A 19,281-nucleotide genomic window follows, 5' to 3' on the forward strand; every position below is an offset into this window, starting at 1 on the left:
GCCTGCGCGGCGACGGCGGCCTTGAGCACGGCCGGGTCGGCCTTCTTGCCCTTGACCTCCTTCTCCAGGCGCGGGACCCTGCGCTGAGGGCGGCGGCCCCGGTGGGTGCGAGGCCTAGAGCTTCTCGCCCGCGAGGGTCGCCGCGTCCGGCAGCGCCTCGAGGCGCTCGGGCGGGATGGGCTTGCCGGAGACGACCGAGGTGCCGTACGTGCCGGCGTCGAGGCGCTTGAGGGCGTCCTGCACGCTGTCCAGGCGCCGACGGGCCCCCTCCAGCAGGCCTTCGTTCTCGGCGGCCTGCTGTTCGTGGGCGCCCATGTCGCCCGCGTCCTGGCCGCCTTCGGCGGCGTCCGGAGTGCTGCCGGACTCCAACCGGGCGACGAGGTCGTCGATCGTGGTCTGCAGGTCGGCCTGCATGGTGAGGAGCCGCTCGCGGGCGGCGTCGAGGTCGAGGGAGCTGGCGTCCATGGTGGACGTTCCTACCGTGCCCGGTCCGTTCCGGCACGACGGGGCCCGCACCCCGGGCCCATGATGGGACCGTGATCTCCGTCGACCTCGCCCTGCGCCTCAAGGACGCCGGCCTGCAGTGGCACCCCACCTCCGGCGACCGCTTCGTCATCCCCCACCGCGACATGGACGCCGACGTCTTCACGCTGTCGGACATGACCGTCGAGGTCCACGACCACCCGACGGGCCGCGTCATCGGGTTCAACGGCACCACCGAGTGGGCCCTGGACTCCGTGGACCAGCCCGAGGCGTGCTGGCTGCCGTCGGAGCACCAGCTGCGCGAGCTCCTCGGCGACCGCTTCACCCGCCTGGAACGGCGCGCGGACGCCGAGGGGCCGCTGTACCGGGTGCTGTTGCTGGACGAGGACGGCGCGGACGCCTTCGAGGCCCGGGACGCCTCCGAGGCGTACGGCCAGGCCCTGCTGCACCACGTGTCCGGCGCCGCCGGCGGGAGCGTCGGGACCGGCGGGGCCACCGCCCGGTCCTGACCCCCGGTCCTGACGCCCGGTCCTGACGCCCGGTCCTCACTCGGGACCGGGGTCCTCCTCGCGCTTGGCGAGGAACCGCTCGAACTCCTCGGCGATCTCGTCGGCCGTGGGCAGGAAGGCGCTCGCGGCGCTGGTGCCGCGACCCTCGTCGCCGGAGGCGTCGTACTGCTCCTCGAGGGCCGTCACGACGCCCGCCGCCTCCGCGGACTCGGCCACCTGCCGGTCCACCTCGACGCGGGTGGCCGCGGCGGCCTCCTGCAGCGTCTCGACGTCGATCGCCACGCCCGTGGCCCCCGAGATCGTCCGCACGAGCACGGCCGCGGCGTCGGGGTAGTCGCTGCCGGCGAGGTAGTGCGGGACGTGGGCGAGCACCGAGATGACGTCCCGGCCGGCCTGCGACCCCCGCAGGTGCAGGAGGGCGGACGCGTGCCCGGGGACCTGGGCCTCGACGTCCCACGTCCGGTAGCCCTCGAGCAGCTCCGGCCGGCTCGCGCTGGCGGTGACCCCCGAGGGCCGCGTGTGCGGCACCGCGGTCGGAGCGGCCGACAGGACCGTCACGAGGCCCACGCCGAGCTCGTCGACGATGCGCCACACGGCGGCGCAGAAGCGTTCCCACTGCACGTCCGGCTCGGGACCGGAGAGGAGGAGCAGGGAGGAGCCCTCCTCGTCGAAGACCCGCAGCAGCCGCAGGCGCGGCGGTTGCACCTCGAGCCAGTTCTGGCCGCCGAAGGTCATCGTCGGACGGCGCGCGCGGTAGTCGTGGAGCTGGTCGACGTCGAAGGTGGCGACCACCTCGTGGCGGCACACGGCGAGCAGGTGCTCGACCGTCTGGCGGACGGCACCCCCGGCGTCGACGAACCCGGAGAGCGCGACCACCAGGGGCGGTTCCACGAGGGCGGGCCGTTCACCCTCGTAGGAGTAGAGCGAGGACGGATCCAGCATCCGCCCATCATCGCCGGGGGACGCGCCGCCTGGACGGGCAGGGTCCAGGCAGGGGGCTCCCCCGCGTCAGCCTGCCGTCGGGACGGGACGCCCCGCGGGGGCGGTCACCGCGGCGAGGCCGGCCTCGCGCTCGGTGCGCAGCCGGTCGATCGCCTTCTCGAAGTCGGCCAGGGAGTCGAACGCTTGGTAGACCGAGGCGAAGCGCAGGTAGGCGACCTCGTCGAGCTCCTGCAGGAAGGGCAGCGTGGCCAACCCGACCTGGTGGGCGTCGATCTCGGCGGCACCCTGGGCGCGGACGGCCTCCTCGACGCGGTGGGCGAGCAGGGCGATGTCGTCCTCGCTGACGGGACGCCCCTGGCACGCCTTGCGCACACCGGACGCGATCTTCGCGCGGCTGAACGGCTCGGGTGCCCCGGACCGCTTGACCACGGTCAGGCTCGCCGTCTCGACGGTCGTGAACCGCTTGGAGCAGTTCGGGCACTGACGACGGCGACGGATGGAGCTGCCGTCGTCGGTCGTGCGGGAGTCCACGACACGGGAGTCCTCGTGCCGACAGAACGGGCAGTGCACCCCGACTTCCTCCCCCGCGACCGTACGGAACCTCTGGCGCAGGCTCGACCGTACGTCGCGGGACGTGTGCACAGCAACTGACCCCGTGCCCGGACCCGCCGGACGGGGCGACGGCACCGGGACCACGTCAGTGCCGGTCGGGCAGGTCGGGCATCGTCAGCTGCTGGCCGGCCTGCACCGTCATCGACGGCAGGTCGTTGAGCTGCACGATCTCGCCCGCGACCTCGCGCCAGTCCTGCTGGGGCGCCCACTGCGCGGCGATCGCCGACAGCGTCTGGCCGGGGACGACGGTGAGGACGACCGGCGCGGGCGCGCGGTCGGCACCGGCCGACGCGCCGGTGAACGCGCCGGTCACGGCGACCACGGCACCCGTGAGGGCCGTCGCGGCGGTGCACGTGACGAGGAGGCGGCCGCGGCGGGTGAGCCGCAGCGGTCGGCGGTCGGCGCGGACCCGGCGGACGGCGGCGGGTCGCGCGCACCGACGGGCGCGACGGCCGGCGCGCGGGCCGGAGAACGGCGAGGGGGTGGTGAACGGCGCGGGGGCCGCGAAGGACGGGGCGAGGGCGGTGGTGCTCACGAGCGTGGACCTCCATCTCGGTGACGCCGGGTCGAACGGGTGTTCGACCCGACTCGTCTGTTCTACCACCGTTCGAACGGTGGAGCGCAACCCCTGGGACCCGCGAGGGACCGGGGGGCGACGCGGACAGACGCTGCCACCGACCTCCGACAGACGGCCTGACCTGCGACGACGCTCGCGCATGGCGCGGGCGGCCCGTCAGGAGGCGTAGCGCTTCGCCGCCCTCTCACGCGCCTTGGCCGCCTCGACGTCGCGGTCCTTGGGCGGCGCAGCGGTCACGAGGTCGTCGAGGAGGTGGGCCGTCGCGTGGGCGACGGCGGCCACGGCGCGGTCGAAGGCCTCCTGGTTGCGCGCCGACGGGCGCGTCGTCCCCGCGACCTTGCGCACGTACTGCAGCGCGGCGGCCTGCACCTCCTCCGACGTCGCGGGAGGGGCGAAGTTGTGGAGCTGGCGGATGTTCCGGCACATGCTCCGACCCTAGGCACGGACCCCCGCCCCGGGAAGGTCGCGCGCGGCCGGCGCGACGGGCCGAGGCCCCTCGCCGACACCTCCCGGCGACACGCCGGTTCGAACACCTGTTTGATCATCACCGGCCCGCTGGCTACCGTGGCGGCACCGGAGGACCTCCCGACCCGGGCGACACCGCAGACAGGAGAAGGACGTGACCGACGCGCTGGACGGAACGACGGACGGAGCGGGCGAGGACGCCGGCCCCCTCGGGACGGTCCACGAGTTCCCGGACGTCCCCGTGGTGCGCGACGGCCTCACGAACCGCCAGCGGCGCGTGCTGCACGCGATCAAGGAGTGCGTCGAGCAGCGCGGGTACCCGCCGAGCATGCGCGAGATCGGGCAGGCCGTCGGGCTGACCAGCCCGAGCAGCGTGGCCCACCAGGTCAAGACGCTGGAGAAGATGGGGTACCTGCGCAAGGACCCGCGTCGTCCGCGCACCCTCGAGGTCGTGAGCCCCGCCCCGCAGTTCGGCTGGGGCCTCATCTCCGGCGTCGAGGCGTCCGCCGAGGACGGCCGGCCCACGCCGGTCTACGTGCCGCTCGTCGGTCGCATCGCCGCCGGTGGCCCGATCCTCGCCGAGGAGCTCGTCGAGGAGGTGTTCCCCCTGCCCTCGCAGCTCATCGGCACGGGTGAGCACTTCATGCTGCGCGTCGTGGGCGAGTCGATGGTCGACGCCGCGATCTGCGACGGCGACTGGGTCGTCGTCCGCCAGCAGCCGACCGCCGAGAACGGCGACGTCGTGGCCGCCATGATCGACGGCGAGGCGACCGTGAAGGTGCTGCAGCGCAAGGACGGTCACGTCAAGCTGCTGCCGCGCAACCCGCTCTTCGAGCCGATCGACGGCGACGAGGCGACCGTCCTGGGCAAGGTCACGGCCGTCCTGCGCAGCCTCTGAGCCGCACCCGCAGCCCGCACCGCTGACCCCGCCGCCCGCACGGGCGCCGGGTCAGCGGACCGGCTGGACCAGCTCGACCGCGGCCTCGACCGCCAGGCGGGGCGAGGTGAGGACCGGCACGTGCAGGTCCCGCAGCAGCGGGGCCGCGTCGAGCATGCTGGCCTGCGCCAGGACGACGACGTCCACCGGCGGGTCCAGGCTCCGCACGGCCCGGCGCACGGCGTCGGCCACGCCCGTCGTGTACGTCAGCAGGTCCCCCGCCTCGAACGCCTGCCAGGTGTCCGTGCAGCGCACCTCCACGAACTCCACCGTGCGACCGGTCGTGTCGGCGCACTCGTGCAGCAGGGGCATCGCGGTCGCGAGCGCCTCGTCGAGGGAGGCGACGACCGCCACCCGCCGGCCGGCGAGCACCGCGGCCTCGGCCATCGGCCGGTCCACGCGCACGACGCGCAGCCCCATCTCGGCACCGACCTGCTTGGCCGTCGGGCCCAGCGTCGAGCACGTGCAGACGACGACGTCGGCACCCTCGGCGACCAGGCGCCGCAGCCGGTCGCCCAGCGCGGCCCGCACGCTGTCGAGACCGTGCGCGCGGGCGGCGGCCAGCAGTCCGGTGTCGACCAGGTGCCGCGCCTGCACGGTGTCGTCGCGGGCGGCGAGGAGGTCGCTGAAGGTGCGCACGTGCGCGTGCGCGGAGTGGAGGAAGCCGACGGTGGCCACGTTCCGAGCATGACACGCCGCGACCGTCTCGGCGCCAGGGGTCACGGTGCTCGTCACCCGCTCAGCCGCCGCAGAGCCGACAGGACGGTGTCCGTCGACGTCGTGGACCAGAAGTCCGGCAGGGACTCGCGCAGGAAACCGCCGTAGCGCGCCGTCGCGAGCCGGGAGTCCAGCACGGCCACGACCCCCTTGTCCCCCGTGGCCCGGATGAGCCGGCCGGCCCCCTGGGCCAGCCGCACGGCCGCGTGCGCGACCGAGACCGAGAGGAAGCCGTTGCCGCCCGCCGCGTCCACGGCGCGGGACCGCGCCGACATCAGCGGGTCGTCGGGACGGGGGAAGGGGATGCGGTCGATGACGACGAGGGAGCAGCTGTCGCCCGGCACGTCCACGCCCTGCCAGAGCGAGAGCGTCCCGAACAGCGAGGTGGCGGGGTTCTCGGTGAAGTCGCGGACCAGCTTGGGCAGGCGGTCCTCGCCCTGGCACAGCACGGGCGTGGCGACCCGGTCGCGCAGCGCCTCGGCCGCCTCCTCGGCGGCACGGCGGGAGGAGAACAGGCCCAGCGTGCGGCCGCCGGCGGCCTCCACGAGGGCCGCGAGCTCGTCGAGGACGGCCTCCCCGGCCCCGGCCCGGCCCGGCGGCGGCAGGTGCCGGGCGACGTAGAGGATCCCCTGCCGGGGGTAGTCGAACGGGCTGCCGACGTCGACCCCCGTCCACGGCGTCCCCGACCCCTTGGGGCTCTTCAACCCGAAGGCCCCCGCGACGGGGTCGAAGGACCCGCCCAGCGTGAGGGTGGCCGACGTGGCGACGACGGTGCGCTCGGTGAAGAGCCGCTCGCGCAGCAGCCCCGCCACCGACAGCGGCGCGATGTGGAGCGAGGGGGCCCGCGACGCCGGTCCGAAACCGGCCGTGACCCAGGCGACGTCGAAGCTGTCCTGCGCGCCGCGGCCGACGTCGGCCGCGAGCCGCTCGGCCACCGAGAAGACCTCCTGGACCGCGGCACGGGCCAGGTGACGGGCCCCGCGGGACTCCGGGTCGTCCTCCTTCGCCGCCCCCTCGGAGGCGTCCTTGAGGTCGGTCAGGGCCTGCCGGGCGGCGTCGCGGACGGCGACGACGGCGTCGGCCAGCGCGTCCGGCCACCGGTCGATGCGCCCCGGGGCCGCGTCGTCGAGGGCGGCCTCGAGGGCCACGGAGGCGTCGTCGAGGGCCTCGGAGACGATGCCGGCGCTGCGGCGCAGCCGGCGGGAGGCCGCGTGCAGGACCGAGGCGGACAGCTCGGCCGTGGCGACGGCCGTGACCCGGTCGGCGAGCTCGTGCGCCTCGTCGACGACGAGGACGTCGTGCTCGGGCAGCAGCTGCCCGCCGTTCTCCATGGCGTCGATGGCCGTCATGGCGTGGTTGGTGACGACGACGTCGACCTGCCGGGCGCGGGCCCGCACCTGCTCGGAGAAGCACTCCGCGGCCACCGGGCAGCGTTGGGCGCCCAGGCACTCGCGGGCGGAGACGGACACCTGCCGCCAGGCGCGGTCGCTCACCCCGGGGTCGAGGTCGTCCCGGTCCCCCGTCGAGGTGGTGGCCGCCCACTCGCGCAGGCGCACCACCTCGCGGCCGAGCCGGCCCGTGTCGGCGGGACCCTCCCCCGTCGGGGCGGCCACGTCGAACAGGGCCCCCTCGTCGCTGGGGAAGCCGCCGTCGAGCTTGTTGCGGCACAGGTAGTTCGCCCGGCCCTTGAGCAGCTCCCACGTCGGCGCGCGGTGCAGCGCCGGGGCGATGGCCTGCGCCAGCCGCGGCAGGTCGCGTTCGACGACCTGGGCCTGCAGGGCCAGGGTGGCGGTGGTGACGACGACCCGGCGGTCGGTGTGCACGGCGTGCGCGACGGCGGGCACGAGGTAGGCCATCGACTTGCCCGTGCCCGTGCCGGCCTGGACGAGCAGGTGCCGCCGTGTGCGGATGGCGTCGGTGACGGCCTCGGCCATCCGCACCTGGCCCTCGCGGCGCTGCCCGCCGAGCACCGTGACGACCTGGTCCAGGAGCGCGGCCGCCTCCGGGCCGTCGACGTCGTCGACGTCGGACGCGTCGCCCGCCGTCCCGTCCGGGGCCTCCCGGTCGAGGTCCCGGGTCGTGTCCTCGGGGTCGGCGCTGGGGGGTCCGGCTGTCGTGCTCACCGGCTCATCCTCCCCCGCGGGACCGACACGACCGACCACCGTCCACAGCACGACGCCGCCCCCACGGCTGTGGGGACGGCGTCGTCACGTCGGCGCGGGGTCAGGCGGTCCGGGACAGCCGGTACCGCTCGAGCTCGGCCGCCAGCCGCGGACGGACGCGGGCCAGCAGCCGCGTGCCGTCGGCCGTGTGCTCCTCGTCGAGGACCTGTCCGGTCGTGTGCACCCGGTGGACCAGGTCACCCCGGTCGTAGGGCACGCACACCTCCAGCTCGACGTCGGGGACGGGGAGCTGCTCGGCGATGCGCGCCAGCAGCTCCTCGATCCCCGCGCCGGTCCGCGCCGAGACGGCCACGGCGTTCTTCTCCCGGCGCAGCAGGCGGTCGAGGACCTCGGGGTCCGCGACGTCCGCCTTGTTGACCGCCACCAGCTCCGCGACCGGGGTCGTGCCGCGCTCGGTGTAGAGGTCCGCGAGGACCCCGCGCACGGCCGCGAGCTGCCCCTCGGGGTCGGCGTGCGAGCCGTCGACCACGTGCACGACGAGGTCGGACTCGGCCACCTCCTCCAGCGTCGAACGGAAGGCCTCGACGAGCTGGTGCGGCAGCGAACGGACGAACCCCACGGTGTCGGCCAGGGTGTACGGCCGGCCCTCGGGGGTCTCGGCGCGCCGGACCGTCGGGTCCAGCGTCGCGAACAACGCGTTCTCGACGAGGACACCGGCCCCGGTGAGCCGGTTGAGCAGCGAGCTCTTGCCCGCGTTGGTGTACCCGGCGATCGAGACGGACGGGACGGCCCGGGCGTGCCGGAGCGACCGCTTCTCGACGCGGGCGGTGCCCATGCCCTTGATCTCGCGGCGCAGCTTGGCCATCCGGCTGCGGATGCGGCGGCGGTCCAGCTCGATCTTCGTCTCACCGGGACCGCGGGACCCGATCCCCGCACCGCCGGCGACCCGGCCACCGGCCTGCCGGGACATCGACTCACCCCACCCGCGCAGGCGCGGGAGCAGGTACTCGAGCTGGGCGAGCTCGACCTGCGCCTTGCCCTCCCGGCTCTTGGCGTGCTGGGCGAAGATGTCGAGGATGACGGCCGTCCGGTCGACGACCTTCACCTTGACGATGTCCTCCAGTCCGCGGCGCTGGGACGCGGACAGCTCCCCGTCGCAGACCACGGTGTCGGCGCCCTCGGCCGCGACGAGCTCGGCGAGCGCCTCGGCCTTGCCGGAGCCCAGGTAGGTCGCGACGTCCGGGGTGGTGCGGCGCTGCAGGACGCCGGCGAGGACGTCCGAGCCCGCGGTGGCCGCCAGGGCGGACAGCTCCTGCAGCGAGACCTCGGCCTCGGCCCGGTTGGAGTCGGCGCTGGACCAGACCCCCGCCAGGACGACGCGCTCGAGGCGCAGCTGCCGGTACTCGACCTCGGTGACGTCGGCGAGCTCGGTGGACAGGCCGGCCGCGCGGCGCAGCGCGCGGCGGTCGGCGAGGTCGAGCTGGTCCCCGTCCCAGGCGGTGTGCCCGTCCGAGTGCCCGTCCGAGCGCCCGGTGGTGGTGTGTCCGTCGGGGTCGCGCTGGTCGTCCGGGCCCTCCTGCGCCACCCCTGTCTGCGAGTCCCCGTGGCCGCGCAGGATGCGGGCGATGGCCCGGTCGAACTCCTGGTCGCGCTCCTCGTGGGTGGGGCTCGTCGTGGGTTCCGTCGACTGCTCCGTCGCGGAATCGTGGCGCTGGTTCATGGACCTCCTCGGTCGGCCTGCTGGTGCTCCCCGCTGCTGTTCGGGGCTGCACCAAGCGTCTCAGTCAACGGTCGGGACGGCGACGCTATTTCGTCGTCGTGTCCCGGCTCCGGGCAGGTGGCGCCCCCCGGCGGCCCTACGCTTGCCCGTCGTGCCCGCGCCAGACCCCCAGCCCGACGCTCAGCCCGACCCCCAGCACTACTTCACCGCCCAGCCCGCCAGTGCCGACGAGCGCCGCGAGCTGACGGTCCGCCTCGCGGGCCGCGACGTGACGGTGACGACGGCCCGCGGGGTCTTCAGCGGCGACCGGCTCGACAAGGGCACCGCCGTCCTGCTGCCCGTCCTGGAGGAGGACCCGGGCGCGGCGGACCGGGCGGGCGACGTGCTGGACCTCGGCTGCGGCTGGGGCCCCGTCGCGCTCAGCCTGGCGCTGCTGCGGCCGCGGCAGGTCGTGCACGCCGTCGACGTCAACGAGCGGGCCCTGGACCTGGTGCGGCGCAACGCCGAACGGCTCGGCGTCGAGGTGCGGGCGAGCCTGCCCGAGGCCGTGGACCCCGCGTTGCGCTTCGCCGAGGTGTGGTCGAACCCGCCCATCCGCATCGGCAAGGAGGCGCTGCACGAGCTCCTGCTGCAGTGGCTGCCCCGCCTGGCGCCCGGCGGCCGGGCGCACCTGGTGGTCCAGAAGAACCTGGGCGCGGACTCGCTGCAGACCTGGCTGGCCTCCGGCGTCCTGCCCGGCACGCGCACCGAGCGGACGAAGACCTCGAAGGGGTTCCGCGTCCTGACGGTCAGCCGGGAAGACTGACGGTGCCCGACGCGACGAGCCGCGCCGGCCCGGACAGCCAGACGGTGCCCTCGGTGAGGGTGGAACCGGCGCCGACCGTCACGACGAGGCGACCACCGGGCACGCGGACCCGCCACACCCCGGGCGCGCCCTCGCCGGCCCAGGCGCGGGTCGCGAGCGCCGCGGCGCAGGCCCCGGTGCCGCACGACCGCGTCTCGCCGGACCCGCGCTCGTGCACGCGCATCGAGACGTCGCCGATGTCCGCGCCGCCGTCGCCGTCGAGGTCGATGGCGTCGACGGGGACCACGAGCTCGACGTTCGTGCCGTGCGGCGGGACCGGTTCCACGCGCGGGGCGCGGGTCAGGTCGGCGGCGGCGAGCTCGCCGCGGTCTGGCAGGGCCACGACGGTGTGCGGGTTGCCGAGGTCGACGGACAGGGCGGGCCGGGCCACCCCGTCGAGCCCGTCCACGTGCACGAGCGCGTCGGAGCCGTCGGTGAGCGCCCGCCGACCGCCGCTGAGGCGCCAGGGGCCCATGTCGGCGGTCCAGCTGCCCTCACCCTCGCGCCGCAGCCGCTTGACACCGGCGCGGGTCGCGACGGGGAACCACTCCCCGGCGACGGCGGCCTCGGGCAGCAGCCCCTGCTGCAGGAGGAACTCGGCGAAGACGCGCACGCCGTTGCCGCACATCTCGGCGATCGAGCCGTCGGCGTTGCGGTAGTCCATGAACCACTCGGCCTCGCCGGCCCACTGCGCCGCGGCGGGGTCGGCCGCCGTGCGCACGGCGCGCACGAGCCCGTCGGCGCCGAGCCCGGCGCGGCGGTCGCACAGCCACGCCACGACGTCCGCGCCGGGGTTCCAGGCCCCGTCCGCGTCGGCGACCAGCACGAAGTCGTTCTCGGTGCCGTGGCCCTTGGTGAAGCTGATCTCGCTGGTCACGCGGGCGATGCTACGGGCAGCAGGTCCAGCGCCCGGCGCGCCAGGTCCTCGGGGTCGGTCCCGTCCGGCGCGGACAGCCAGTGCACCCGGGGGTCGCGGCGGAACCAGGCGTCCTGCTTGCGGGCGAAGCGCCGGGTGAGGCGGGCGGTGAGCTCCCGGGCCTCCTCCAGGGTCGTGCGACCGTCGAGGGCGTCGAGCACCTGCGCGTAACCGAGCGCGCGGCCCGCGGTGCGCCCCTCGCGCAGCCCCTGCGTCTCCAGGGCGCGGACCTCCTCGACGAGCCCCGCGGCCCACATGCGGTCGACGCGGGCGTCGATGCGGGCGACGAGCTCCTCGCGCGGCACAGCCAACCCGACCTGGACGGTGGGGCGCCGGTACGTCTGCTCGGGCAGGGAGGCCGCGAACGGGGCGCCGGTGATCTCCCCGACCTCCAGGGCCCGGACGATGCGCCGCCCGTTCGAGGGCAGGATCGCGGCCGCCGCCGCGGGGTCCCGCTCCACGAGCACGGCGTGCAGCGCCGGGGGACCGAGCCGGTCCAGCTCCGCCTCCCAGCGGGCCCGGACCTCGGCGTCCTTGCCCGGGAAGCGCAGGTCGTCGAGGGCGGCCCGGACGTAGAGGCCGGACCCGCCGACGAGGACGGGCACCCCGCCCCGCCGCGTGACGTCGTCGAAGGCGTCGTGGGCCCACCCCTGGAAGGTGGCGACCTCGGCGGTCTGCGTGACGTCGAGGACGTCGAGGAGGTGGTGCGGGACGCCCCGGCGCTCGGCGACGGTGATCTTCGCCGTGCCGACGTCCATGCCCCGGTAGAACTGCAGGGCGTCGGCGTTGACGACCTCCCCCGGCGTGCCCGCCCGTGCGGACAGCAGACGGGCGATCGCGACGCCGACGTCGGACTTGCCGGACGCCGTCGGGCCCACGACTGCAACCACGGGGGCCACCACGGGGGCGATCACGGGAACGTTCGACTGGCCCACGGCGTCATCGTGGCAGAGCATCGGAGGACGTCCGTCCACCCGCAGGAACGCTCGCAGCACGCAGGAGGAGACCCGTGGGCACCATCGACTTCCTCAAGGTCAAGATCGGCGAGGCCGCCGACCAGGCCCTGCACCTGGCCGACCAGGCCCGCGTCAAGGCCGGCACCTTCGCCGCCGAGCACTCCGACCGCGCCGACGGCGCGATCGGCAAGGCCGGTGAGTTCCTCAACGCCCGCACCGACGGCAAGTTCGCCGACCAGGTCTCCAAGGTCAGCGACCTCGCCCGCAAGGGCGTCGACCTGGCCGCCGAGCAGGCACCGGCCGCCACCGTCGCCGGCGGCGGTTCGGCCATGCGCGGCGGGGTCAGCTGGGACGGCACGCCGATGAGCGGGCCCCGCACGACAGGAGCCCACCGGTGACGATCCCCACCCCTCCGCCCGTCCCGACGCCGCCGAGCCCGGTCCCCACGCCCGGCCAGCCGGGGTCGCCGCCGATGCCGGACCCGGGTCCGACGCCCGGACCGGACCCCGTCCCGGACCCGTCGGTCCCGCCCTCGAAGTAGCTCGGGCGGGGTGGCTCAGGCGGGACGCAGGGCGGGCATCCCCAGCCCGACCGGGCGCGGTCCGGACTCGACCTCGGGTTCGGGTTCGGGCCGGGCCTGCCGGGCCTCCCACGCGTCGCCGGCGCGGGTGCGGCGCACGGAGAAGGACGACAGGTCGTCGGCCTCGAGGTAGTGCGGCGCGCCGCGCGTGACGGTCACCGTGGCGACATCACCCGGTCGCAGCGTCGTGCCCGCCGGGACCGCGAAGTGCACGAGCCGGTTGTCGGGCGCACGGCCCGACAGGCGTTGCGTGGCAGCATCCTTGCGCCCCTCGCCCTCCGCGACGAGGACCTCGAGGGTGCGGCCGGTCTGGGCGACGTTCTCCTCGTACGTGATGCGGTCCTGCAGCTCCGTCAGGCGCACGTACCGCTCCTGCACGACCGCCTTCGGCACCTGGTCGCCCATCGTCGCGGCCGGCGTCCCCGGGCGCGGGGAGTACTGGAACGTGAAGGCGCTGGAGAACCGCGCCTGCTCGACGACGTGCAGCGTCTGCTCGAAATCCTCCTCGGTCTCCCCGGGGAAGCCGACGATGATGTCCGTCGTGATCGCTGCGTCGGGGATCCGGTCGCGCACCCCGTCGATGATCCCGAGGAACCGCGACTGCCGGTAGGAGCGGCGCATGGCCTTCAGGACGCGGTCGGACCCGGACTGCAGCGGCATGTGCAGGCTCGGCATGACGTTCGGCGTCTCGGCCATGGCGTCGATGACGTCGTCGGTGAAGCTGGAGGGGTGCGGGCTCGTGAAGCGGACGCGTTCCAGGCCCGCGATGCCCCCCGTGGCGCGCAGCAGCTTGCCGAAGGCGAGCTTGTCGCCGAACTCGACGCCGTACGTGTTGACGTTCTGCCCCAGCAGCGTCACCTCGAGGACGCCCTCGCCGACGAGCGCCTCCACCTCGGCGAGGATGTCGCCTGGGCGACGGTCCTTCTCCTTGCCGCGCAGGGCGGGGACGATGCAGAACGTGCAGGTGTTGTTGCAGCCCACCGAGATGCTGACCCAGGCCGCGTAGGGCGACTCCCGGCGCGTGGGCAGCGTGGAGGGGAAGGTCTCGAGGGACTCGAGGATCTCGACCTGGGCCTCGGCGTTGTGCCGGGCTCGTTCGAGCAGCACCGGCAGCGAGCCGACGTTGTGGGTGCCGAAGACGACGTCGACCCACGGGGCCTTGCGGACGATCTCTCCGCGGTCCTTCTGCGCCAGGCACCCGCCGACGGCGATCTGCATGCCGGGACGGCGCTCCTTGACCGGAGCGAGGTGGCCGAGGTTGCCGTAGAGCTTGTTGTCGGCGTTCTCACGCACCGCGCAGGTGTTGAAGACGACGACGTCCGGCTCGACCGGCCCCTCGCCCCCCGCCTCGTCGAAGCGCACGTACCCGGCGTCCTCGAGCAGGCCCGAGAGCCGCTCGGAGTCGTGGACGTTCATCTGGCAGCCGAACGTGCGCACCTGGTAGGTGCGTCGCGGGTCCGGCTGGGCGGGGGCGGTCGACGTGCTCATCACCCGTCAGTCTAGGTGACCGCGGGCCAGGCCCCGGGAGTCACCTTCTCGTCACGATCCCACCACCCGCGTGGCGTTTCCATGGACAGGCTGAGCAGCTCCTGTACGGTCCAGCCGCATGAGTGACCAGGCACGGGCCCCTCAGCCGTCACCCGCCCCGGGATCGTCCGCACGGCCCGAGCGGCGCCCCCTCGTGCGCCTGGAGGGCGTGCAGAAGCACTTCGGCGCCCTGCACGTGCTGCGCGACGTCGACCTGACGATCGCCGAGGGCGAGGTCGTCGTCGTCATCGGGCCCTCGGGGTCGGGCAAGTCGACGCTGTGCCGGACCGTCAACCGGCTCGAGACGATCGACGAGGGCCGCATCACGATCGACGGCAAGGACCTGCCCGCCGAGGGCAAGGCCCTGGCCCAGCTGCGCGCCGACGTCGGGATGGTCTTCCAGTCGTTCAACCTCTTCGCGCACAAGACGGTCCGGGAGAACGTGACCCTCGGGCCGACGAAGGTCCGCGGGGTCTCCGCCGCCGACGCCGGCCGTCGCGCCGACGAGCTCCTGGCGCGGGTCGGCCTCGCCGACCAGGGCGCGAAGTACCCGGCCCAGCTCTCCGGCGGTCAGCAGCAGCGCGTCGCCATCGCGCGGGCCCTGGCCATGGACCCCAAGGTCATGCTCTTCGACGAGCCGACCTCGGCCCTGGACCCGGAGATGATCAACGAGGTCCTCGACGTCATGACCGCCCTGGCCAAGGAGGGCATGACGATGGTCGTCGTCACCCACGAGATGGGGTTCGCCCGCCGCGCGGCCGACCGGGTCGTGTTCATGGCCGACGGCCGGATCCTCGAGGACACCGACCCCGAGACGTTCTTCACCGCGCCCCGGCACGCCCGGGCCAAGGACTTCCTCTCGAAGATCCTCACCCACTGACCGACCGCGAGACCCCTCGCACCCACCGAGCCCGACCGCACCCCACCCCCGGAGGAATCCACCCCATGAGGTCCTTGCGATCGCTCACCCTGGCCGGCACGGCCGCCGCCCTGCTCGCCCTCACCGCCTGCGGCGGCGGCGGCGAACTGTCCGGTGGGGACGCCGCCGACCAGCCGACGGCCGCGGCCAGCGCGTCCTTCGAGGCCGGCACGAAGATGGCCGACATCTCCTCGGCGAAGAAGATCACGATCGGCACGAAGTTCGACCAGCCCGGGTTCGGCGAGGCCAACCTGGAGAACAAGCCCGAGGGCTTCGACGTCGACGTGGCCGAGTACGTCGCCGCCAAGCTGGGCGTCGCCCCCGACGCCATCTCGTGGGTCCCGGCCCCCAGCGCCCAGCGCGAGGACCTCATCGCCAACGGGGACGTCGACATGGTCGTGGCGACGTACACGATCAACGACAAGCGCAAGGAACGCATCACGTTCGCAGGCCCGTACTACGTGGCGGGTCAGCAGATCATGGTGGCCAAGGACAACACGACGATCACCGGCCCGGACAGCCTCAAGGCGAACCCGGACCAGAAGATCTGCTCGGTCACCGGGTCGACGCCGGCCGAGAACATCCGCCAGTACCTGGCCGACCCGAGCCAGCTCGTGGAGTTCGCCGGGTACAGCGACTGCGCCGCCCAGCTGCAGAGCGGCCAGGTCGCCGCGGTGACGACCGACAACGTCATCCTCACCGGGCTCGTGGCGAAGTCGAACGACGCCTTCAAGCTCGTCGGTGAGCAGTTCACCGAGGAGCCCTACGGCATCGGCATCACCAAGGGCGACACGAAGTTCTGCGAGTTCATCAACTCGACCCTGAAGGAGATGTCCGACGACGGCTCGTACGAGAAGGCGTGGAAGGCCACGGCCGGCAAGTACGAGGGCACCGAACTGCCGACGCTGCCGACCGCGGACGCCTGCGCCTGACCCGTCGCCCGGGGTGGGCGGTCACCGTGTGACCGCCCACCCCGCCGTCCGCACTCCTGGAGGCGATCCCCCTGGATCCCGTGATCGACAACATCGACCTGTTCGCCGCGGGGTTCCTGCGGTCGTTGGGCCTGGCGGCGTGGGCCGCGGTCGGCTGCCTGGTGCTGGGCACGGTGCTGGCGGTCTTCCGCGTCAGCCCCGTCCCCGTCCTGCGGGGCGTCGGCACCGTCTACGTGACGCTCCTGCGCAACACCCCGCTCGTCATCGTGCTGTTCTTCTTCGTCTTCGCCGTCCCGGCCGCCTTCGGCCTGCGGGCCTCGAACTACACGCTCGCGGTCTGCGGGCTCGTCGTCTACACCGCGGCCTTCGTCTGCGAGGCCGTGCGGTCCGGCATCGCCACGGTGCCCTCCGGCCAGGCCGAGGCGGCGCGGGCCATCGGCCTGCCGTTCCGCCTCACGCTCACCGAGGTGGTCCTGCCGCAGGCGCTGCGCGCCGTCGTGCCGCCCGTGGGCAACGTCCTCATCGCCATGATCAAGAACTCCGCCGTCGCTGGGGCGATGGGCGTGGGCGGCGACCTGTTCAGCGTCTACGCCCGGCTGGCCAGTGCCCAGGGGCTGCCACGGCTGCCCGTCATCACCGGCATGGCCCTCGGGTACCTCGTCCTCACCCTGTCGGCGGCGCTGCTCCTCGCGCTGACCGAGCGCAAGCTGGCGGTGGTCCGGTGAGCGCACCCACGGCCGTCCTCTTCGACGCCCCCGGGCCCGTGGCCCGCCGGCGCACCCGCATCGGCAGCATCGTGGCCGCGGTGGTCCTCGCCGCCGTGGTCGTCGTCGTCCTCCTGCGCCTGCAGGCCCAGGGGCAGCTGAGCGCGCAGAAGTGGGGGCCACTCCTCGACCCCACGAACTCCGACTTCTCCCCCGTGTGGCGCCTGCTGCTGCAGGGCCTGTCCGTCACCCTGCGCGTGGCGTTCTTCGCCGTCATCGCCTCCGTGGTCCTCGGGCTGGTCATCGGCGCCCTGCGCGTCCTGCTGCCGACCCCCGCCCGGGTGCCGCTCATCGCCCTGGTCGAGCTCCTGCGCGGCCTGCCCGTCGTCGTGACGATCCTCTTCGTCGACGTGCTGCTGCGGACGCTGGGGATCCACCCCGGGTCGATGTGGGTGCTGGTCGTCGGGCTCACGCTCTACAACTGCGTGATCATCTCCGAGATCGTCCGGGCCGGGATCCAGTCCCTGCCCCGGGGTCAGGTGGAAGCCGGGCTCGCCATCGGACTGACGCCGGTGCAGGTCATGCAGCAGGTCCAGCTGCCGCAGGCCGTGCGGGCGATGCTGCCGGCGCTCATCAGCCAGCTCGTCGTCGTCCTCAAGGACACGGCCCTCGGCAGCGTCGTGCTCGTCTCGCTCGGAGACCTCGGCGAGATCGCGAACCGGCTGCGCCAGGTGCTCGACAACTCGTTGCAGACCTACCTCGTCGTGGGCCTGATCTTCGTGGTCATCAACCTGCTGCTCGAACTGCTGGCCCGGTGGGTGCAGCGCCGGCTGTCGACCGGGCGGCGGACCACCGCCACGGTCTCGGTGGACAAGGGGTCGCAGGTGACCGGCGGTCTGGCCTGACCGCCGGCCCTGCAGGACCTGTCGCTCAGATGTCCTCGCGGACCGTGTAGACGGTGAGCTTGCGGTCCGCGATGACCTCCCCGAGGCGGCTGGCGCCCTCGGGGGTGGCGCGGAACGCGCGGTAGGCGGCGTCGGCCTCGGCCGACGTCCACCGCTCGACGATGGCGACGTGGGTCTCGTCGGCGTTGTCGACGGTCACCTCACAGCCCAGGCAGCCCTCGAAGGCGCGGGTGGCCTCGAGGGTCTCGGTGATGATCGCCGGGGCGTCGGTGACGCACTCGGGCTTGAGGGTGAGTTCCAGGATCGCGATGACGGTCACCGACGGGACGTTACGCCAGCCCGTCGAGCGCCTCGCGCACGACCCGGATCACGACGTCGGTGGGGAACCCCCGACGCGCCAGCATCCCGAAGAGCCGCCGCTCGGCGACGGCCCGTTCGAGCCCGGCCACCGACCGCAGCTTGCGGTCCACGAGGTCGCGGGCCGCGTCGAGCTGGCTGTCGTGGTCCACGACCTCCAGCGCCTCGGCGGCGGTCTCGTCGTCCACACCCTTGCGGCGCAGTTCCTGGGCCAGGGCGCGGCGTCCGCGACCGCTGCTGCGCGACCGCACCCAGCCGGCGGCGAACGCGCGGTCGTCGACGAGACCGACCTCCTCGAACCGGTCGAGGACCTCGACCGCGACGTCCGACGGCACCTCGCGCGCAGCCATCTTCTCGGCCAACTGCGCGCGGGAGCGTGGAGCCATCGTCAACTGCCGCAACGCGATCGCGCGGGCGACCTCGTGCGGATCGGCCTCCCGGTCCGGGTTCTCGTCCGGACCGGGAGGCGTCTGGTCACGACGACTCAGAACTCGACCTTCGTCTCGACCTCGGCCGGGGCGTCCATCCGCGGCCCGATGCCGAGCTTCTCCTTGATGCGCTTCTCGATCTCGTCACCGAGGTCGGGGTTGTCGCGCAGGAAGGCGCGGGCGTTCTCCTTGCCCTGACCGAGCTGGTCACCCTCGTACGTGTACCAGGCGCCGGACTTGCGGACGAAGCCGTGCTCGACGCCGAGGTCGATGAGCCCACCCTCGCGGGAGATGCCCTGGCCGTAGATGATGTCGAACTCCGCCTGCTTGAACGGCGGGGAGACCTTGTTCTTGACGACCTTGACGCGGGTGCGGTTGCCGACGGGGTTCGTCCCGTCCTTGAGCGTCTCGATCCGGCGGACGTCCAGGCGCACGGAGGCGTAGAACTTCAGCGCCTTCCCGCCCGTCGTCGTCTCGGGCGAGCCGAACATGACGCCGATCTTCTCGCGCAGCTGGTTGATGAAGATGGCCGTCGTGCCCGAGTGGTTCAGCGCGCCGGTGATCTTGCGCAGGGCCTGCGACATGAGCCGCGCCTGCAGACCCACGTGGCTGTCGCCCATCTCGCCCTCGATCTCGGCCTTCGGCACGAGGGCCGCGACGGAGTCGATGACGATGATGTCGAGGGCGCCGGAGCGGATCAGCATGTCGGCGATCTCGAGCGCCTGCTCCCCCGTGTCCGGCTGGGAGACGAGCAGGGCGTCGGTGTCGACACCGAGCTTGGCGGCGTAGTCGGGGTCGAGCGCGTGCTCGGCGTCGATGAAGGCGGCGATGCCGCCCTTGCGCTGGGCGCTGGCCACCGCGTGCAGGGCGACCGTCGTCTTCCCCGAGGACTCCGGCCCGTAGATCTCGACCACGCGACCGCGCGGGAGACCACCGATGCCGAGCGCCACGTCGAGCGCGATCGAGCCGGTGGGGATGACCTCGATCGGGGGGCGGACGTCGTCGCCCAGCCGCATGACCGAGCCCTTGCCGAAGTTCTTGTCGATCGCGGCGAGCGCGGCGTCGAGGGCCTTCTCGCGGTCCGCAGGAGCGGGCATGTCCTCACCTCTGGTCGTGGTTCCAACTGAT

The 19,281-nt window shown here is 73.8% G+C and carries 22 protein-coding genes; 8 read left to right on the forward strand and 14 right to left on the reverse strand.

What is annotated here, in order from left to right; translation table 11 throughout:
* Positions 1 to 114 precede the first annotated feature (114 nt).
* Positions 115 to 465, reverse strand: coding sequence for a hypothetical protein (locus AB0637_RS00005; RefSeq protein ID WP_366169077.1), 351 nt, complete (start codon positions 463 to 465; stop codon positions 115 to 117).
* 71 nt (positions 466 to 536) lie between these two features.
* Here AB0637_RS00005 and AB0637_RS00010 point away from each other — a divergent pair, with 71 nt between their 5' ends.
* Positions 537 to 992, forward strand: a complete 456-nt coding sequence (locus AB0637_RS00010) for a pilus assembly protein CpaE (RefSeq protein WP_366169079.1) — start codon at positions 537 to 539, stop codon at positions 990 to 992.
* A gap of 36 nt (positions 993 to 1,028) precedes the next feature.
* On the opposite strand, the gene AB0637_RS00015 is transcribed toward AB0637_RS00010, so the two are convergent.
* The 4 genes from AB0637_RS00015 to AB0637_RS00030 all read right to left on the reverse strand — a co-directional run bounded on the left by AB0637_RS00015 (position 1,029) and on the right by AB0637_RS00030 (position 3,549).
* Positions 1,029 to 1,934: a PAC2 family protein gene (locus tag AB0637_RS00015; RefSeq protein WP_366169081.1), complete on the reverse strand. Its 906-nt coding sequence runs from the start codon at positions 1,932 to 1,934 to the stop codon at positions 1,029 to 1,031.
* Positions 1,935 to 2,000: 66 nt separating this feature from the next.
* Positions 2,001 to 2,504 (reverse strand): transcriptional regulator NrdR, encoded by a 504-nt coding sequence (nrdR, locus tag AB0637_RS00020; RefSeq protein ID WP_366169083.1) that lies wholly within the window; start codon positions 2,502 to 2,504, stop codon positions 2,001 to 2,003.
* 127 nt (positions 2,505 to 2,631) lie between these two features.
* Positions 2,632 to 3,081, reverse strand: a complete 450-nt coding sequence (locus AB0637_RS00025) for a LysM peptidoglycan-binding domain-containing protein (RefSeq protein ID WP_366169084.1) — start codon at positions 3,079 to 3,081, stop codon at positions 2,632 to 2,634.
* A gap of 198 nt (positions 3,082 to 3,279) precedes the next feature.
* Positions 3,280 to 3,549: a DUF2277 domain-containing protein gene (locus tag AB0637_RS00030; protein WP_366169086.1), complete on the reverse strand. Its 270-nt coding sequence runs from the start codon at positions 3,547 to 3,549 to the stop codon at positions 3,280 to 3,282.
* Positions 3,550 to 3,829: 280 nt separating this feature from the next.
* On the opposite strand from AB0637_RS00030, the gene lexA reads away from it, so the two are divergent.
* Positions 3,830 to 4,486 carry a transcriptional repressor LexA gene (lexA, locus tag AB0637_RS00035; protein WP_366169462.1) on the forward strand — a complete coding sequence of 219 codons (657 nt, stop codon included), beginning with the start codon at positions 3,830 to 3,832 and terminating at the stop codon, positions 4,484 to 4,486.
* Between the two features lie 51 nt (positions 4,487 to 4,537).
* Here lexA and AB0637_RS00040 read toward each other — a convergent pair whose 3' ends face one another.
* The 3 genes from AB0637_RS00040 to hflX form a co-directional block, all read right to left on the reverse strand.
* The gene (locus AB0637_RS00040) at positions 4,538 to 5,203 is read right to left on the reverse strand and encodes an aspartate/glutamate racemase family protein (protein ID WP_366169088.1); all 666 of its coding nucleotides are present in this window, start codon (positions 5,201 to 5,203) and stop codon (positions 4,538 to 4,540) included.
* Between the two features lie 53 nt (positions 5,204 to 5,256).
* Positions 5,257 to 7,212 (reverse strand): ATP-dependent DNA helicase, encoded by a 1,956-nt coding sequence (locus AB0637_RS00045; RefSeq protein ID WP_366169463.1) that lies wholly within the window; start codon positions 7,210 to 7,212, stop codon positions 5,257 to 5,259.
* Between the two features lie 253 nt (positions 7,213 to 7,465).
* Positions 7,466 to 9,085, reverse strand: a complete 1,620-nt coding sequence (gene hflX / locus AB0637_RS00050; RefSeq protein WP_366169089.1) for a GTPase HflX — start codon at positions 9,083 to 9,085, stop codon at positions 7,466 to 7,468.
* 151 nt (positions 9,086 to 9,236) lie between these two features.
* On the opposite strand from hflX, the gene AB0637_RS00055 reads away from it, so the two are divergent.
* Complete coding sequence (locus AB0637_RS00055; protein ID WP_366169090.1) at positions 9,237 to 9,890, forward strand: methyltransferase; 654 nt, start codon at positions 9,237 to 9,239, stop codon at positions 9,888 to 9,890.
* Here the strand turns inward: AB0637_RS00055 and dapF are convergent.
* Entirely contained in the window at positions 9,874 to 10,806 is a 933-nt protein-coding gene (dapF, locus tag AB0637_RS00060; protein WP_366169091.1) for a diaminopimelate epimerase, read from the reverse strand. The genes AB0637_RS00055 and dapF overlap by 17 nt on opposite strands.
* Positions 10,803 to 11,744 carry a tRNA (adenosine(37)-N6)-dimethylallyltransferase MiaA gene (miaA, locus tag AB0637_RS00065; protein ID WP_366169464.1) on the reverse strand — a complete coding sequence of 314 codons (942 nt, stop codon included), beginning with the start codon at positions 11,742 to 11,744 and terminating at the stop codon, positions 10,803 to 10,805. Before miaA ends, dapF begins: the two co-directional genes overlap by 4 nt.
* A gap of 110 nt (positions 11,745 to 11,854) precedes the next feature.
* Between miaA and AB0637_RS00070 the strand changes: the two genes are divergently transcribed.
* The gene (locus AB0637_RS00070) at positions 11,855 to 12,199 is read left to right on the forward strand and encodes an antitoxin (protein ID WP_366169092.1); all 345 of its coding nucleotides are present in this window, start codon (positions 11,855 to 11,857) and stop codon (positions 12,197 to 12,199) included.
* Positions 12,200 to 12,357: 158 nt separating this feature from the next.
* Here AB0637_RS00070 and miaB read toward each other — a convergent pair whose 3' ends face one another.
* A complete protein-coding gene (gene miaB / locus AB0637_RS00075; protein WP_366169093.1) occupies positions 12,358 to 13,869 on the reverse strand; it encodes a tRNA (N6-isopentenyl adenosine(37)-C2)-methylthiotransferase MiaB in 1,512 nt (503 codons plus the stop codon).
* A gap of 118 nt (positions 13,870 to 13,987) precedes the next feature.
* On the opposite strand from miaB, the gene AB0637_RS00080 reads away from it, so the two are divergent.
* The 4 genes from AB0637_RS00080 to AB0637_RS00095 all read left to right on the forward strand — a co-directional run bounded on the left by AB0637_RS00080 (position 13,988) and on the right by AB0637_RS00095 (position 17,368).
* Positions 13,988 to 14,788 carry an amino acid ABC transporter ATP-binding protein gene (locus AB0637_RS00080; protein WP_366169094.1) on the forward strand — a complete coding sequence of 267 codons (801 nt, stop codon included), beginning with the start codon at positions 13,988 to 13,990 and terminating at the stop codon, positions 14,786 to 14,788.
* Positions 14,789 to 14,853: 65 nt separating this feature from the next.
* Positions 14,854 to 15,759 carry a glutamate ABC transporter substrate-binding protein gene (locus AB0637_RS00085; protein WP_366169095.1) on the forward strand — a complete coding sequence of 302 codons (906 nt, stop codon included), beginning with the start codon at positions 14,854 to 14,856 and terminating at the stop codon, positions 15,757 to 15,759.
* An 80-nt stretch (positions 15,760 to 15,839) separates the two neighbouring features.
* Positions 15,840 to 16,484, forward strand: coding sequence for an amino acid ABC transporter permease (locus tag AB0637_RS00090; RefSeq protein WP_366169096.1), 645 nt, complete (start codon positions 15,840 to 15,842; stop codon positions 16,482 to 16,484).
* A complete protein-coding gene (locus AB0637_RS00095; RefSeq protein ID WP_366169097.1) occupies positions 16,481 to 17,368 on the forward strand; it encodes an amino acid ABC transporter permease in 888 nt (295 codons plus the stop codon). Before AB0637_RS00090 ends, AB0637_RS00095 begins: the two co-directional genes overlap by 4 nt.
* A 25-nt stretch (positions 17,369 to 17,393) precedes the next feature.
* On the opposite strand, the gene AB0637_RS00100 is transcribed toward AB0637_RS00095, so the two are convergent.
* The 3 genes from AB0637_RS00100 to recA all read right to left on the reverse strand — a co-directional run bounded on the left by AB0637_RS00100 (position 17,394) and on the right by recA (position 19,250).
* A complete protein-coding gene (locus tag AB0637_RS00100; RefSeq protein WP_366169098.1) occupies positions 17,394 to 17,687 on the reverse strand; it encodes an antibiotic biosynthesis monooxygenase in 294 nt (97 codons plus the stop codon).
* Positions 17,688 to 17,697: 10 nt separating this feature from the next.
* On the reverse strand, positions 17,698 to 18,111 hold the full coding sequence (locus tag AB0637_RS00105; protein WP_366169099.1) for a regulatory protein RecX: 414 nt from the start codon (positions 18,109 to 18,111) through the stop codon (positions 17,698 to 17,700).
* 98 nt (positions 18,112 to 18,209) lie between these two features.
* On the reverse strand, positions 18,210 to 19,250 hold the full coding sequence (gene recA, locus AB0637_RS00110; RefSeq protein ID WP_366169100.1) for a recombinase RecA: 1,041 nt from the start codon (positions 19,248 to 19,250) through the stop codon (positions 18,210 to 18,212).
* Between the last annotated feature and the right edge of the window lie 31 nt (positions 19,251 to 19,281).

The sequence above is a fragment of the Kineococcus sp. NPDC059986 genome, assembly GCF_040702905.1.
GTDB lineage: Bacteria > Actinomycetota > Actinomycetes > Actinomycetales > Kineococcaceae > Kineococcus.

Coding starts and splice junctions, on each gene's coding strand:
- AB0637_RS00105 (WP_366169099.1), bottom strand. CDS start 18,111: ATGGCTCCACGCTCCCGCGCGCAGTTGGCCGAGAAGATGGCTGCGCGC.
- AB0637_RS00005 (WP_366169077.1), bottom strand. CDS start 465: ATGGACGCCAGCTCCCTCGACCTCGACGCCGCCCGCGAGCGGCTCCTC.
- recA (WP_366169100.1), bottom strand. CDS start 19,250: ATGCCCGCTCCTGCGGACCGCGAGAAGGCCCTCGACGCCGCGCTCGCC.
- AB0637_RS00030 (WP_366169086.1), bottom strand. CDS start 3,549: ATGTGCCGGAACATCCGCCAGCTCCACAACTTCGCCCCTCCCGCGACG.
- AB0637_RS00085 (WP_366169095.1), top strand. CDS start 14,854: ATGAGGTCCTTGCGATCGCTCACCCTGGCCGGCACGGCCGCCGCCCTG.
- AB0637_RS00015 (WP_366169081.1), bottom strand. CDS start 1,934: ATGCTGGATCCGTCCTCGCTCTACTCCTACGAGGGTGAACGGCCCGCC.
- miaB (WP_366169093.1), bottom strand. CDS start 13,869: ATGAGCACGTCGACCGCCCCCGCCCAGCCGGACCCGCGACGCACCTAC.
- AB0637_RS00080 (WP_366169094.1), top strand. CDS start 13,988: ATGAGTGACCAGGCACGGGCCCCTCAGCCGTCACCCGCCCCGGGATCG.
- hflX (WP_366169089.1), bottom strand. CDS start 9,085: ATGAACCAGCGCCACGATTCCGCGACGGAGCAGTCGACGGAACCCACG.